Consider the following 12,425-nt stretch of genomic DNA (forward strand, 5'->3'; position numbering starts at 1 on the left):
GCGATGGCCTCGTGAGCGGGTCAATGGCCGGGCGAGCCGGTCGTCAGCGTCTTGCCGGGTGCCGGCTGCTTCACGCGATCCTCGACGTAGCGGCGCACCGCGTCGGCCGCGACTTGCGCGTCCGCGCCGCCGTACGGCACGGGCGCGACGAGATCTTCCGGCCGCGCGAGCATCGTCGCGAGGTTCGTATAGGTCGCGCAGCCGAACGGCACGCCGGGCCGCCCGAACCCCGCGTCGACGAGATGCGACGGCTGCATCAGCGCCGCGCAGTCGGGCGGCACCGCGCGCACGCCGTCGAAGCCGATCGCGCGTGCATCCGGCAGGTTGATCGGCGGCGGCGCCGACAGGCAGCCTGCAAGCGCCGGCGCCAGCAGAGCGAAGATGATGGTTCGAACCCGCATGCGCGCTCCTCCGGTCAATACACGAAGCCCGCGGCGCCGACGAGGCGCGGCGTTTCGCCCGACAACAGGTCAAGCCCGAGGTTGCGCTGCACCGCGAACTCGAGATCGCTGCTCGGCCGGGCGACGGTGTCGAGCGCCTGTTCGAGCTGGCCGGGGCCGGTCGGCTGCACGATGTACGGCGTCACGATCACGACGACCTCGGTCTTGTTGTCCTGGAAGTTCTTCGATGAAAACAGCCGGCCGATGATCGGCAGCCGGCCGAGCCCCGGAACCTGCGACACGGTGTCGGCCGTCTGGCTCTGCAGCAGCCCGCCGATCGCGAAGCTCTGCCCGCTCGACAGCTCGACCGTCGTCTCGACGCGCCGCACGCTGAGCCCCGGCACCGTGACGCCGCCCGTCTTCACGCTGTTGTTCGCGTCGACCTCGCTCACTTCCGGGCGCACCTTCAGGCTGATCCGGTTGTCGGCGAGCACGGTCGGCGTGAAGTCGAGCGACACGCCGAACGGCTTGAACTCCACTGTGATCGCGCCGGTCGTGTTGCCGGCCTGCGCGACCGGAATCGGAATCTCGCCACCCGCGAGGAAGCTCGCGGTCTGGCCGGACATCGCGGTGAGGTTCGGCTCCGCGAGCATCGTGATCAGGCCTTCCTGGTCGAGCGCGTCGAGCACGACGTCGATCGACCAGCGCCCCGCGTGGAAGCCGCCGAGCACCGAGTACGCGCCGGTCGGCGACAGGTTGAACAGCTTGGTCGTCGGATCCACCAACGTGCGCCCGTTGAACAGCCCGCCGATGAAATTGCCGGCTGCGCCGAGCGAGCTCCAGTTGATGCCGAGCTGCTGCGTGACGTTGCGGCTCACCTCGGTCACGCGCACGCGCAGGTTGACCTGGATCGGGCGCGACAGGGTGAGCCGGTTGACGATCTTTTCCTTGTCGTTCAGGTAGGGCGTGAGCGACTGCATCACGGCGTCCGCGTCGGCCGCGCTCGGCACCTTGCCCGACACCATCAGCGAGCCCGGCGCGCCGGACACCGACAGCTTCAATTGCGGAAAGCGGCTGTCGAGCACCGCCTGCAGCGATACGGTGTCGACCTGCACGATCACCGTCCGGCGCAGGATCGGCCGATGGTTCGCGCCGAGCGCGATCAGCGTGGTGGTGCCGGCCTTCTTGCCGAACACGAACACGGTGCGCGGCGACGGCACCTGGATGTCGGCGATGCTCGGATCCGCGACGAACATCGCGGTCGCGGGTTCGGACAGCGACAGCATCTCGCCCTTGCCGGTCGCGATCGACAACGCCGCGCCGGCGTCCGCCGCGTGCGCGCGCTGTGCGAGCGCGACGCCCGGCGCAACGATGCAGGCCAGACACCAGAAAGCGATCCAACGAACCATGCGCACCATGCGTTTTCCCGTCAGTTTCTTCACTGCGTCACTGCAACATCGTGGCGCGCGGCGCTTGCGCCGTCGCGTCCGCGGCGGCATTGCCGCCCGCGGGCGCGGCCGGCGCAACCGGTGCAACAGGCGTGCCCGGCCACCCGGACGGCAGCGGCGGCACGCCCGGCGTGCCGGTGCCGCCGGCGCGCGATCCATCGTCGACCGACGAGCCGCGATAGATCACGACCGTGTTGCCCTGCGCCGGCCGCGTGCCGGCGTCCGTCCTCGCGGACGGCGCACGCGCCGCTTCGCGGGCCGCGCGCGATACGTCGCCGGCCCACACCGGTGGCGTATCGGCCTCCTGTTCGTCGCCGCCCGCCGCCTGGCGGCGGTCCCTCGTCGCGAAGCTGCGCAGCGCCAGCGACAGCGAACCGAGGCGCGTCGCGACCAGCACGACCTGCGCGGTGCGCGGCGCGACCTCGAGCGTGACCGTGCGCGCGCGGACCGGCGCGTCCGCGGCGCTCGCGGGCGCCTTCGCGCGCTGGAATTCCGAGCCGACCGCGAGCACGCGCGCACGCCGCACGACCGTCTCCGCTTCGAACGTGCCGGGCGTGGTCGCGGAACCGCCGATCTGCTGCGTGAGCACCACGTCGACGAAGTCGCCCGGCTGGATCAGCCCCGCGTTGCCCGACACGTCGTCGACGGGCACCGAGATCGCGCGCATGCCGGGCTGAAGCGCGGCCGCGAGAAAATCCGGCGCGCCCGCCGGAATCACGTTGTCCGCGCGGATCGGCGCGCCCGCGTCGACGCGGTTGCGCAGCAGCGCGCCCTTCAGGTCCGCGCCCGGTTGCGATTCGACGAACGCGCCGACCGGCACCTGCGCGCGCGCCATGGGCTTCCACGCGAGATCGTTGTCGCGCAGCAGCAGCCCTTCGGGAAGATCCGCCGCCGCGACCCGCACGCGTACCTCGGCCGGGTCGCCGGGCGGCGCAGGTGTCGACGCGGAAACATACAGCTGGCGCAGGATGAACGCACCGATGCCGGCAGCGATGATCAGCACGGCCATTCTCAGGGGTTTGGGCATGGCGGCGCGCGTCCCCCGGGCTAGGTAAGCGAAAGTGCGTGAGGGAATGGCGCCCAGACGGCCAGCACGCCGCCGAGCGCAAGCGCGATGCCGTACGGCACGCCGCGCGTCGCCATCGCGTGCGCAGGCGCGATGCGACGCCGCCGTGCGACGGCCGCGAGCGTGGCGAGGCCGCACGCGGCGCCGCTCGCGCCGACGATCGTCAGCACCGGCAACGCAAGCGGCGGGCCGGCCCACAGGAATACCGCCGCCGCCAGCTTCACGTCGCCGCCGCCGAGCCAGCCCGCGTGACGCAGCCCGCCGAACACCACCAGCATCGCCGCGGCGGTCGCGACGTGACCGGCCAGTGGCGCGAGCCCTTCGCGCACGAGCGCCGCCGCGATCAGGTACAGCATCGCGAACGCCAGCACGGCGCGATTGGACACGCGCCGCTCGCGCAGGTCCTGCGCCGCGATCGACACCAGCACGAGCGTTGCCGCCAGCTGTACGAGATAGAGCATCGGAGAGCCGTCCGTCGGCGCGCCCCGGCTGGATACGTCGTACCGCTGCGGATCCGTGTGTTCGTCGGCGGCGCGCGGGTTCAGGAGATCAGATCAGCGAGGTGACCTTGTTGACCAGCTGCGTGAATATGGCCTGCAGGCCTTGCGCGCCGCTGAGGTACGTGCCAACCGCCGCGAGTGCGACCACGATGATGCCGGCCAGCACTGCGTATTCGAGCGAACTGACGCCCCGTTCATCGCGCAACAAGGACTTGACGTATTGCAGCATGACTCCCTCCGTGTGACGGGGTCGGTGATCGACCGTTGAATGTAAAGACGCTGCGTTGCTTCTGTGGCGGCGCATGGCGTTCGCCCATTCACGACTCATGCGGCGGCCCGGGCATCGGGCCGTTCGCATCCCCCGGAATCCTTTCGATCGCTGCGACGCGCGGAGTACGGCAACGCATCTGCCGGTACTTCGCGCGTTTTGTTGCGTGGCCGCATTTGACACGATGCGGATCACGCCGTTTCGTCTAGTGTATAGATAATTTTTGGGGGGATTTCAAATTATTTAGCGTCGGAGTGTATTTATGGACGGCACCCTTCAGCAATGAAATACAGGCACACCGGTTACCACTTTCTCGCCGCGACACGCAAGGTCTGTCGCGGCTCGGCGTAAGAATGTCAACGACGACACGCATCATTGCTGCTGGCGGATGATTCAATATTTTTTTACTCGGTTTTTCCAAATTCACTTGATTCGCATCTGCAAATATGTAAACGGCATTCGCGCCCGCTTGCCGGCAATCCTTTCGCGCCCGCCGATTTGACCGGGAAAATATTCCGCATCCCGATCGGTTTGCCTGATGCCGCGTACAAGTCGCTCAGCACGACGACACATATCGATCGTCACGACGCGCGCTAAGGTTGTGACGATTCATCGGTTCCGGTTTCGCGCGGCCCCTGCTTGAATGGAGACCCGACCGACCCGACCCAGGAGACTCCCGATGTCCGACGTCCAGCATGCCGCTCACCCGTCGTCGCATGCGTCGCACGCCGCTGCGCCGCACACGGCTGGCGTACCGCTTCAGCTGCGCCAGGTCGCCGGCCGGATCGGCGCCGAGATCGCCGGCGTCCGGCTGTCGAGCACGCTCGACGACGCGACGTTCGACGCCATCCAGGCCGCGCTGCTGCGCCACAAGGTGCTGTTCTTCCGCAACCAGGACCATCTCGACGACACCGCGCAGGAAGCATTCGCGCGTCGCTTCGGCGAGACCGTCGCGCACCCCACTGTGCCGCCCGTCGACGGCAGCGCGCACCTGCTCGAACTCGATTCCGCGCACGGCGCGCGCGCCAACTCGTGGCACACCGACGTGACATTCGTCGACGCGTACCCGAAGGTGTCGATCCTGCGCGCGGTCGTGATTCCACCGTTCGGCGGCGACACGGTGTGGGCCAACACGGCGGCCGCGTATGCGCATCTGCCGGAGCCGCTGCGCGCGCTCGCCGACACGCTGTGGGCGCTGCACACGAACGCCTACGACTACGCGTCGACGCACGTTCATGCCGACGACACGCAACTGAAACGCTACCGCGAAGTGTTCACGTCGACCGTCTACGAAACCGAACACCCGGTCGTGCGCGTGCATCCGGAGACCGGCGAGCGCACGCTCGTGCTCGGGCATTTCGTGCAGAAGATCAAGGGGCTGTCGTCGCAGGATTCCGCGCATCTGCTGCAGGTGCTGCACGAACACGTGACGCGCCTCGAGAACACCGTGCGCTGGCGCTGGCAGCAAGGCGACGTCGCGATCTGGGACAACCGCGCGACGCAGCACTATGCGATCGACGATTACGGCGATGCGCGCCGCGTCGTGCGCCGCGCGACCGTTCACGGCGATGTGCCGGTCGGCATCGACGGCCGCCGCAGCGTCGTGCTGAAGGGGCCGGGCGCGACACTGCAATGACGTGCGCCGCGCACGGTGCGCGGCGTCAGCCGCGGCCGTGCGGGTGCGATTCCTGCGTTCCTGCGTTCCTGCGTTCCTGCGTTCCTGCATTTCCGACAGGATGATCCGGCCACGACCGTCCCGCCACCAGGCCGACGCGTGCATGCGCAACGATGTCGCCGGCCGTCCGCCCCGTTCACTTGCGCCAACAGCGTCGCATCCGTCACGCTCGAAGGCTCGCCAGTCGAGACAGCCGCCGCACTCGCGCTGAACTGAACATCGCATCGACCGCCGGCGCGCCCCGCACGCGCCGGCTTCCCTGCTTCAATCCAGCCACACGCCGTCGAACCGGTGCCCGCCGAGCGGCGAGAACGTCACCCCATGCACGCGCTTCGAAATCGGCAGCGACACGATCGACGTCGCGATCGGCGTGAACGGCACCTGATCCTTGAACACGACCTGCGCCTGCTCGTAAAGCGATGTGCGTTTCGCGACGTCCGCGTTCGTGCGCGCCGCACTGACAAGCCGCTCGAAATCCGCGTTGCACCACTTCGCGAGATTGCTGCCGTGCACCGCATCGCAACCGAGCAGCGTGCCGAGCCAGTTGTCGGGGTCGCCGTTGTCGCCCGACCAGCCGTACAGGATCGCGTCGTGCTGCCCGTCGCGTTTCGCACGACGGTTGTATTCGCCCCATTCGTAGCTGACGATCTTCGCGCGCACGCCGATCTTCGCCCAGTCCTGCTGGATCAGTTGCGCCATCAGCTGCGCGTTCGGGTTGTACGGGCGCTGCACCGGCATCGCCCACAGCGTCAGGTCGAAGCCGTTCGGGAATCCCGCCTGCGCGAGGAGCGCCTTCGCGGCGGCCGGATCGCGCGGCGCGTCCTTCAGGCGCGGGTTGTACGACCATTGCGCGGGCGGCATCGGGTTCGTCGCGATCGACGCGTCGCCGTTGAACACCGTCTTGATGATCGCCGTCTTGTCGATCGCGATGTCGAGCGCGCGCCGCACGTCGACGCGATCGAGCGGCGGATGCTGCGTGTTGTACGCGACGAAGCCGACGTTGAAACCGGTCCCCGAAAACAGCGTCAACTTCGGATCGCGCCGCACCGTCTCGAGATCGGCCGGCCGCGGGAACACCGACACCTGGCACTCGCCGGCCGTGAGTTTCTGCAGGCGTGCGGCCGGATCGGGCGTGATCGCGAACACGAGATGCGCGAGCTTCACGTCGTCCGGTTTCCAGTAGTCGGGGTTCGCGTCGTAGCGGATCACCGCGTCCTTCTGGTACGCACGCAGCTGGAACGGCCCGGTGCCGACGGGGAGCTGGTTGATGTCGGCCTCGCGGTGGCGTGCCGCCAGCTGCGACGCATAGTCGGCCGACAGGATCGACGCGAACGCCATCGCGAGATTGCGCACGAACACGACGTCGGGCGACTTCAGCACGAAGCGCACCGTGTCGTCGTCGACCTTTTCGATGCGCTCGATGTTGCGGTCGAAACCGAGATCGCTGAAGTACGGGAAGCTGACCGGGTAGGCCTTGCGGAACGGACTGTCGGCGTCGAGCATCCGGCGGAACGTGAACACGACGTCGTCGGCCTGGAACGGACGCGTCGGCTTGAACCACGCGGTCGTCTGGAACTTCACGCCGCGCCGCAGATGGAACGTGTAGACGCGCTGGTCGGACGACACATCCCAGCTCGTCGCGAGCGACGGGACGAGATCGAGCGTGCCGCGCTTGAACTGCACGAGCCCGTTGTAGATCGTGTACGTGCTCGCGTCGAAATCGGTGCTGGTCGTGTGCTGGCCCGGATCAAAGCCGGCCGGGCTGCCTTCGCTGCAGTACACGAGCGTCTTGCCGGCCGGCGCGGCGAACGCGTGCGTGAACCCACCGGCGAGCAGCAGCGACGCGGCCATGGCGCGCAACGCCACGACGGCAACGGACGTGCGCCGCGCACGATGCGCGGCGGATGAGACGAATGAAAGCTTCATGGTGGCGCTCGGACAGGACTGTCATGCGAATGACGACCGCCGATCTTCGCGCGCCGCCCGCCGATCGCTTACCAATTAATTCCGCGTTGCTTATCGCGGCGGATGCATCCCGCTGCCGCTGCATCGAATTGTCCATGCGAGCGCCGCGGACATGCCGACGAGCATCGCCGCGCGCCGCCTTCCGGCCCCCTGCAGGTTCTCCGGAATTGGCGCATCGTATCGGTTGGCCGACGCCGGCACCGGCGCGCGGGGATCCGCCCGGCGCGCACGTTCCGGCACGGCGCGCTGCCGGCGCGCCGACCCTTCCTGGAGGACCCACGATGTCGATCAGCCCCGATACGCCCTCTCGTCCCGTGAAGTCGCCGGGCCCCGATCATCCGATCACGATCGAGCCGCATCCGTCGCGCGTCGTGGTCAAGGTGGCCGGCAAGACCGTCGCCGACACGCGCCGTGCGCTGGCGCTGCGCGAGGCCAGCTATCCGGTCGTGTTCTACATTCCGCGCGAGGATGCCGACATGTCGCTGCTGCAACGGACCGACCATGCGACGTACTGCCCGTACAAGGGCGATTGCGCGTACTACTCGATCCCCGCCGGCGGCGAACGCGCGACCAACGCGGTGTGGACGTACGAGCATCCGAATCCGGCCGTCGAATCGATTCGCGCGCACCTCGCGTTCTATCCGGACCGCGTCGACTCGATCGAGGAAAGCACGCTCGGCACCGATTAAGCGCGGCGGCCCGCTGCCGCCTCGTCGTTCACGTATCGCCCGGCCGCTGATTTGCATATGCGGATTCGTTGGTTGGTCGCCAGCCCGCGCGGCCGTTATCGTGCTGAATCCGGCGCGGGCCGGCCGTGCGCATCGCCCGCAAACGGCTGCGTCCCGTGCCCCCGTGCCGATTGCGCCGCCAGCCCGCGCGCCCCGTGAACCCGCCAGCAGGACGCCTCGATGAACGACACCCCGCACGCCGACCTTGAAACGACCCCGGCCAACCCGCGCCGCCGCCACTGGCTGCACGGCGCGGCCGCCGGGCTGGCCGGACTCGCGCTCGGCCCGCTCGCGGGCCTGCCCGCACGGGCCCAGGGCAGCGACAAGCGGCTGCGCATCGGCTTCCAGAAATACGGCAACTTCGTCGTGCTCAAGGCGCGCGGCACGCTCGAGAAACGGCTCGCGAGCCAGGGCGTGGCGGTGCAGTGGCTCGAGTTCCCGGCCGGTCCGCAATTGCTCGAGGGGCTGAACGCCGGCGCGATCGACGTCGGCACGGTCGGCGAGACGCCGCCGATCTTCGCGCAGGCCGCCGGGGTCGATTTCGTCTATATCGGCAACGAACCGCCCGCGCCGCACGGCGAGGCGATCGTCGTGCTGCCCGATTCACCGATCCGCACCGTCGCGCAGCTGCGCGGCAAGAAGGTCGCGTTCAACAAGGGTTCGAATGTCCACTACCTGCTCGTGAAGGCGCTCGAACACGCGGGCCTCACGTATGCCGACATCCAGCCGATCTACCTGACGCCCGCCGATGCGCGCGCCGCGTTCGTGCAGCGCAGCGTCGACGCGTGGGTGATCTGGGATCCGTATCTGGCGGCCGCCGAACGGCAGCTCGGCGCGCGCGTGGTCGCGAACGGCGACGGGCTCGTGCGCAACACGCAGTACTACCTTGCCGCACGCAAGTATGCGGCCGCGCAACCGCAGGTGCTGCGCACGCTGCTCGACGAAGTCGACGCGGTCGACCGCTGGGGACGCGACAATATTCCGGAAGTCGCCGCGCAACTGTCGCCGCTCGTCGGCCTCGACGCGCCGACGCTCGAAATCGCGCTCAAGCGGGCCGGCTACGGCGTGCAGCCCATCACCGATGCGACGCTCACGTATCAGCAGAAGATCGCCGACGCGTTCAGCACGCTGAAGCTGATTCCGGCCAAGGTGACGGTCGCCAACGCGCGCTGACGCCCCGCCGCTGCGACGCGTTACGGCGAACGCGTCGCGCCGATCCGCCGCCATTCGTCGTAATCGGTGACGAGGCCCGCCTCGTCGACCGCGATGTCGGCCGCATACGTGCCGCTCTCGTAGCGGTACACGCGTTCCGCCGTGCGCGCATAGCGCTGCTCGCCGCGCACGAGCTCGAATGTGGGGAAACACAGCCACGCAGTGTGGATGACAGCCGACGCGCCGACCGCCAGCCCGAGACGCCGGATCGGCAGCGTATTGGTCGATGGACTGAAACCGAGATCGATGTCGGTTGCGCCCGCGAGTGCCGGCGCGTCGGCGCCGTCGACGGTCCAGCGCCCCGCGTCGCATTCGATCTCGAGCTGCGTTGGCGGCGCCGCGCCGAGCCAGTGCGTCACGCGCACGGCACGCGTCAGCCAGTCGGCGCCGCACGCGATCGCATAGTCGACGCGAAACGGCGTGCCGTCGATCGCGCCCGCGACCGCCCCCGACAGATCGATGCCCTCACGCGTCTCGACGAGCCGGCACCATTCGGCCGCTTGCCAGGTCTGCGCGATCTGCCATGCGACGCATCGCGTGCGCGCCGCTTCGTCCCGTTGCGTCATGTGGTCTCCTGTCGAGCGAGCGAAGGCGATTGTCACTCGCGGCGCCGATGCTCGCACGCGCCACCTCGCAAGCCCGACGGCGAACGCGAATCAACCTGCAAGGATCGCGGTCAGAAATAGCAGCGGCCGGTGACGTTACGCCGCCCGCCGTCACGCAGTCACGCGCACCGCATCACCACGCGTGCCGATAGATCGCCAGCGCGTCCGCTTCCGTCACTTCGCGCGGATTGTTCACGAGCAAGCGCGTCTGCAGCATCGCATCCGACGCCATGCGCGGCAGGTCGCCCTCGCCGATGCCGACCTCCCGCAGCGTGCGCGGGATGCCCGTCGCGACGATCAGCCGATCGATCTCGTCGATCAGCGCCTGCGTCCTCGCTTCGTCGCTGCCCGTCGCCGACGGCGCGACGATCGCCGCGAGCTCCGCATACAGCGGCGCGGCGGCCTGGGCGTTGAAGCGCAGCACATGCGGCAGCACGAGCGCGTTCGACAACCCGTGCGGCACATGGAAAATTCCGCCGACCGGATAAGCCAGCGCATGCACGGCCGCGACCGGCGCATTCGCGAATGCCTGGCCGGCGAACATCGCGCCAACCAGCATCGCTTCGCGCGCGTGGCGATCGCGGCCGTCGTCGCACGCCTTCAGCAGGTTGCGCGACAGCAGCGTCAAGGCCTGCACGGCCAGCATGTCGGACACCGGATTCTTCAGCCGCGACGACGTATAGGCCTCGATCGCATGCACCATCGCATCGATGCCCGTCGCAGCCGTTGCCGCGCGCGGCAGCCCGAGCGTCAGTTCGGCGTCGAGGATCGCGACGTCCGCGAACAGGTGCGGCGACACGACGCCCATCTTGCGCGCCTCGCCGACCGTGACGATCGACACGGCCGTCACTTCGGAGCCGGTGCCGGCCGTGGTCGGCATCTGCACGAGCGGCAGCCGCGACGTTGCCACCTTGTCGACGCCGTACATGTCGGCCAGCGCCTGCTGCCCCGGCGCGAGCGCGGCGATCAGCTTCGCGACGTCCATCGATGAACCGCCGCCGAGGCCGAGCACGATCTCCGCGTCGGCCGCCACCGCCCGCGCGGTCGCGTCGAGCACCACGTGTTCGGGCGGATCGGCGATCACGTCGTCGATCACGGTCACCTGCCAGCCGTGCGCGGCGAGGCTCGCCAGCGCGGGCGCGAGCACGCCGCTGCGATGCAGGAACGCGTCGGTGACCACGCACAGTCGCGCGAGCGCCGGAAAGCGTTCGCGCAACACCGCGCCGAGCCGGCGCGCGGCGCCGAATTCGACGATCTGCGTCGGAACGGTACGGAATTGAAACGGGTTCATCGGGTGCCTCCCGGTGGCGTCGCCGTGCCGCGGTCCGGCTGCACCATGTAGCTCGTCACGTCGCGGCGATCGAGCAACGGAATGATCGCGCCGACACCGATCCGCTGGAAATGCGGCGTTTCCCGATGCACGTCGAGGCCGTCGGCCTCGCGGTAACGCTCGAGGATCACGATGTGGTCAGGCTCGACCGGCGAGCGGAAGTACGCGTAGTCGAGGTTTTTCGGCTCGGCGCGCGTGAGCGGCGCGAGTTCCGCGAGCAGTTCGATCACGCGGTCGCCGTTGCCGGGTTTCGCGAAGAAATGGGCGATGACCTGCAGGTAGGGTTCGTTCATGCTGCGCTCCGTATTCGCCAGCAGCCCGTCGGGACGGGGCGTGATTCCACAATGCGCGGTCGCCGGTCGATACCGCTCATCGAACGGGGCGCTCGGCTGCCCGACACGGCGCCGACACCTCGACGTCGCATTGTATTGAATCGGCGCGGCGTGCGCAGCGCGTCGTCACGCGCCCCGCTGCAGCGGCCACTACCACGGCACCGTGCGCCCCTGGTAATCGAGGTATTCGAGCCCCGCGCGCCGCTGCTTCCCGATCAGCACGTTCACGAGGCTCGGCACGCTTTCGTCGATCGTCAATCGCGCATCGGGGCCGCCGAGTTCCGTGCGGACCCAGCCCGGCGCCATCAGCACCATCGCGCGCGGCGTAGCGGCCTGGCGCGCCGCGAAGCTGCGCATGAACTGGTTCAGCGCGGCCTTGCTGCCGCGGTAGACCTCGCGCATGCCGCTGACGTTGTTCGCGACACTGCCCTGCCCCGACGACATCGCGCCGATCAGGCCGTCCTCGGTCACGAGATCGTGCAACGCCTCGATCACGCGCATCGGCGCCAACGCGTTCGTAATCATCACGCGCACGAACTCGTCGGTCGTGACCTCGCCGATCGTTTCGTTCGGATCGTTGGTCGTGCCGGCATTCACGAACAGCATGTCGAAGCGCCGGCCCGACAGGCGCGCGCGCAACGCAGCCAGTTGTTCCGGCTCGCAGATGTCGAGCGTGTCGATCTCGAGCCGTCCGTCGAAGCGCTCGGCGAGCTCATGCAGCTGGGTGCGCCCCGATCCGGCGCGGACGGTGCCGGTGACATGCCAGCCTTTGTTCAGGAATTGCTCCGCCATCGCGAGCCCGAGGCCGCGCGAGGCCGCGACGATCAGGATCGATGGTGTGCTGGCGTTCGATACAGTCGATTGCATGGGTTCCCCCTTTGCCGAAGTCCATCATCCGGCCACTATAGGCGCGCAC

General features: G+C 68.7%; 14 protein-coding genes. 4 read left to right on the top strand and 10 right to left on the bottom strand.

Features of this window, described 5'->3' with window-relative positions:
• Window positions 1-20: 20 nt before the first annotated feature.
• The 5 genes from ACVK00_RS00495 to ACVK00_RS00515 form a co-directional block, all read right to left on the bottom strand.
• The gene (locus ACVK00_RS00495) at window positions 21-401 is read right to left on the bottom strand and encodes a CpaD family pilus assembly lipoprotein (protein ID WP_228909589.1); all 381 of its coding nucleotides are present in this window, start codon (window positions 399-401) and stop codon (window positions 21-23) included.
• A 14-nt stretch (window positions 402-415) separates the two neighbouring features.
• On the bottom strand, window positions 416-1,798 hold the full coding sequence (locus tag ACVK00_RS00500; protein WP_284893868.1) for a type II and III secretion system protein family protein: 1,383 nt from the start codon (window positions 1,796-1,798) through the stop codon (window positions 416-418).
• 28 nt (window positions 1,799-1,826) lie between these two features.
• Window positions 1,827-2,855 carry a Flp pilus assembly protein CpaB gene (gene cpaB, locus ACVK00_RS00505; protein WP_284893867.1) on the bottom strand — a complete coding sequence of 343 codons (1,029 nt, stop codon included), beginning with the start codon at window positions 2,853-2,855 and terminating at the stop codon, window positions 1,827-1,829.
• A gap of 20 nt (window positions 2,856-2,875) precedes the next feature.
• The gene (locus ACVK00_RS00510; RefSeq protein WP_284893866.1) at window positions 2,876-3,355 is read right to left on the bottom strand and encodes an A24 family peptidase; all 480 of its coding nucleotides are present in this window, start codon (window positions 3,353-3,355) and stop codon (window positions 2,876-2,878) included.
• Window positions 3,356-3,443: 88 nt separating this feature from the next.
• Window positions 3,444-3,623 carry a Flp family type IVb pilin gene (locus ACVK00_RS00515; RefSeq protein ID WP_105831465.1) on the bottom strand — a complete coding sequence of 60 codons (180 nt, stop codon included), beginning with the start codon at window positions 3,621-3,623 and terminating at the stop codon, window positions 3,444-3,446.
• Between the two features lie 414 nt (window positions 3,624-4,037).
• On the opposite strand from ACVK00_RS00515, the gene ACVK00_RS00520 reads away from it, so the two are divergent.
• Together ACVK00_RS00520 and ACVK00_RS00525 are read left to right on the top strand one after the other, a co-directional pair.
• Entirely contained in the window at window positions 4,038-4,259 is a 222-nt protein-coding gene (locus ACVK00_RS00520) for a hypothetical protein (protein ID WP_354123106.1), read from the top strand.
• Window positions 4,260-4,341: 82 nt separating this feature from the next.
• The gene (locus ACVK00_RS00525; protein WP_284893865.1) at window positions 4,342-5,298 is read left to right on the top strand and encodes a TauD/TfdA dioxygenase family protein; all 957 of its coding nucleotides are present in this window, start codon (window positions 4,342-4,344) and stop codon (window positions 5,296-5,298) included.
• 303 nt (window positions 5,299-5,601) lie between these two features.
• Here the strand turns inward: ACVK00_RS00525 and ACVK00_RS00530 are convergent, their stop codons facing one another.
• On the bottom strand, window positions 5,602-7,263 hold the full coding sequence (locus ACVK00_RS00530) for an ABC transporter substrate-binding protein (protein ID WP_284893864.1): 1,662 nt from the start codon (window positions 7,261-7,263) through the stop codon (window positions 5,602-5,604).
• A gap of 320 nt (window positions 7,264-7,583) precedes the next feature.
• Between ACVK00_RS00530 and ACVK00_RS00535 the strand changes: the two genes are divergently transcribed.
• Together ACVK00_RS00535 and ACVK00_RS00540 are read left to right on the top strand one after the other, a co-directional pair.
• A complete protein-coding gene (locus ACVK00_RS00535) occupies window positions 7,584-7,991 on the top strand; it encodes a DUF427 domain-containing protein (protein ID WP_166722264.1) in 408 nt (135 codons plus the stop codon).
• 219 nt (window positions 7,992-8,210) lie between these two features.
• Window positions 8,211-9,203: a sulfonate ABC transporter substrate-binding protein gene (locus tag ACVK00_RS00540; RefSeq protein ID WP_354123107.1), complete on the top strand. Its 993-nt coding sequence runs from the start codon at window positions 8,211-8,213 to the stop codon at window positions 9,201-9,203.
• A 20-nt stretch (window positions 9,204-9,223) separates the two neighbouring features.
• Here ACVK00_RS00540 and ACVK00_RS00545 read toward each other — a convergent pair whose 3' ends face one another.
• From ACVK00_RS00545 to ACVK00_RS00560, 4 genes are all read right to left on the bottom strand, one after another.
• On the bottom strand, window positions 9,224-9,808 hold the full coding sequence (locus tag ACVK00_RS00545; protein WP_284893862.1) for a putative glycolipid-binding domain-containing protein: 585 nt from the start codon (window positions 9,806-9,808) through the stop codon (window positions 9,224-9,226).
• A gap of 172 nt (window positions 9,809-9,980) precedes the next feature.
• On the bottom strand, window positions 9,981-11,138 hold the full coding sequence (locus ACVK00_RS00550; RefSeq protein ID WP_284893861.1) for an iron-containing alcohol dehydrogenase: 1,158 nt from the start codon (window positions 11,136-11,138) through the stop codon (window positions 9,981-9,983).
• Complete coding sequence (locus ACVK00_RS00555; protein ID WP_228909581.1) at window positions 11,135-11,470, bottom strand: putative quinol monooxygenase; 336 nt, start codon at window positions 11,468-11,470, stop codon at window positions 11,135-11,137. The genes ACVK00_RS00550 and ACVK00_RS00555 overlap by 4 nt, the downstream gene beginning before the upstream one ends.
• A gap of 189 nt (window positions 11,471-11,659) precedes the next feature.
• Window positions 11,660-12,376: an SDR family oxidoreductase gene (locus ACVK00_RS00560; protein ID WP_228909580.1), complete on the bottom strand. Its 717-nt coding sequence runs from the start codon at window positions 12,374-12,376 to the stop codon at window positions 11,660-11,662.
• Between the last annotated feature and the right edge of the window lie 49 nt (window positions 12,377-12,425).

The sequence above is a fragment of the Burkholderia sp. PvR073 genome, from assembly GCF_054055695.1.

Excerpts from the sequence above, each read along its gene's own strand:
- ACVK00_RS00495 (WP_228909589.1), bottom strand. The coding sequence starts at position 401 with ATGCGGGTTCGAACCATCATCTTCGCTCTGCTGGCGCCGGCGCTTGCA.
- ACVK00_RS00500 (WP_284893868.1), bottom strand. The coding sequence starts at position 1,798 with ATGGTGCGCATGGTTCGTTGGATCGCTTTCTGGTGTCTGGCCTGCATC.
- cpaB (WP_284893867.1), bottom strand. The coding sequence starts at position 2,855 with ATGCCCAAACCCCTGAGAATGGCCGTGCTGATCATCGCTGCCGGCATC.
- ACVK00_RS00510 (WP_284893866.1), bottom strand. The coding sequence starts at position 3,355 with ATGCTCTATCTCGTACAGCTGGCGGCAACGCTCGTGCTGGTGTCGATC.
- ACVK00_RS00515 (WP_105831465.1), bottom strand. The coding sequence starts at position 3,623 with ATGCTGCAATACGTCAAGTCCTTGTTGCGCGATGAACGGGGCGTCAGT.
- ACVK00_RS00525 (WP_284893865.1), top strand. The coding sequence starts at position 4,342 with ATGTCCGACGTCCAGCATGCCGCTCACCCGTCGTCGCATGCGTCGCAC.
- ACVK00_RS00530 (WP_284893864.1), bottom strand. The coding sequence starts at position 7,263 with ATGAAGCTTTCATTCGTCTCATCCGCCGCGCATCGTGCGCGGCGCACG.
- ACVK00_RS00535 (WP_166722264.1), top strand. The coding sequence starts at position 7,584 with ATGTCGATCAGCCCCGATACGCCCTCTCGTCCCGTGAAGTCGCCGGGC.
- ACVK00_RS00540 (WP_354123107.1), top strand. The coding sequence starts at position 8,211 with ATGAACGACACCCCGCACGCCGACCTTGAAACGACCCCGGCCAACCCG.
- ACVK00_RS00545 (WP_284893862.1), bottom strand. The coding sequence starts at position 9,808 with ATGACGCAACGGGACGAAGCGGCGCGCACGCGATGCGTCGCATGGCAG.
- ACVK00_RS00550 (WP_284893861.1), bottom strand. The coding sequence starts at position 11,138 with ATGAACCCGTTTCAATTCCGTACCGTTCCGACGCAGATCGTCGAATTC.
- ACVK00_RS00555 (WP_228909581.1), bottom strand. The coding sequence starts at position 11,470 with ATGAACGAACCCTACCTGCAGGTCATCGCCCATTTCTTCGCGAAACCC.
- ACVK00_RS00560 (WP_228909580.1), bottom strand. The coding sequence starts at position 12,376 with ATGCAATCGACTGTATCGAACGCCAGCACACCATCGATCCTGATCGTC.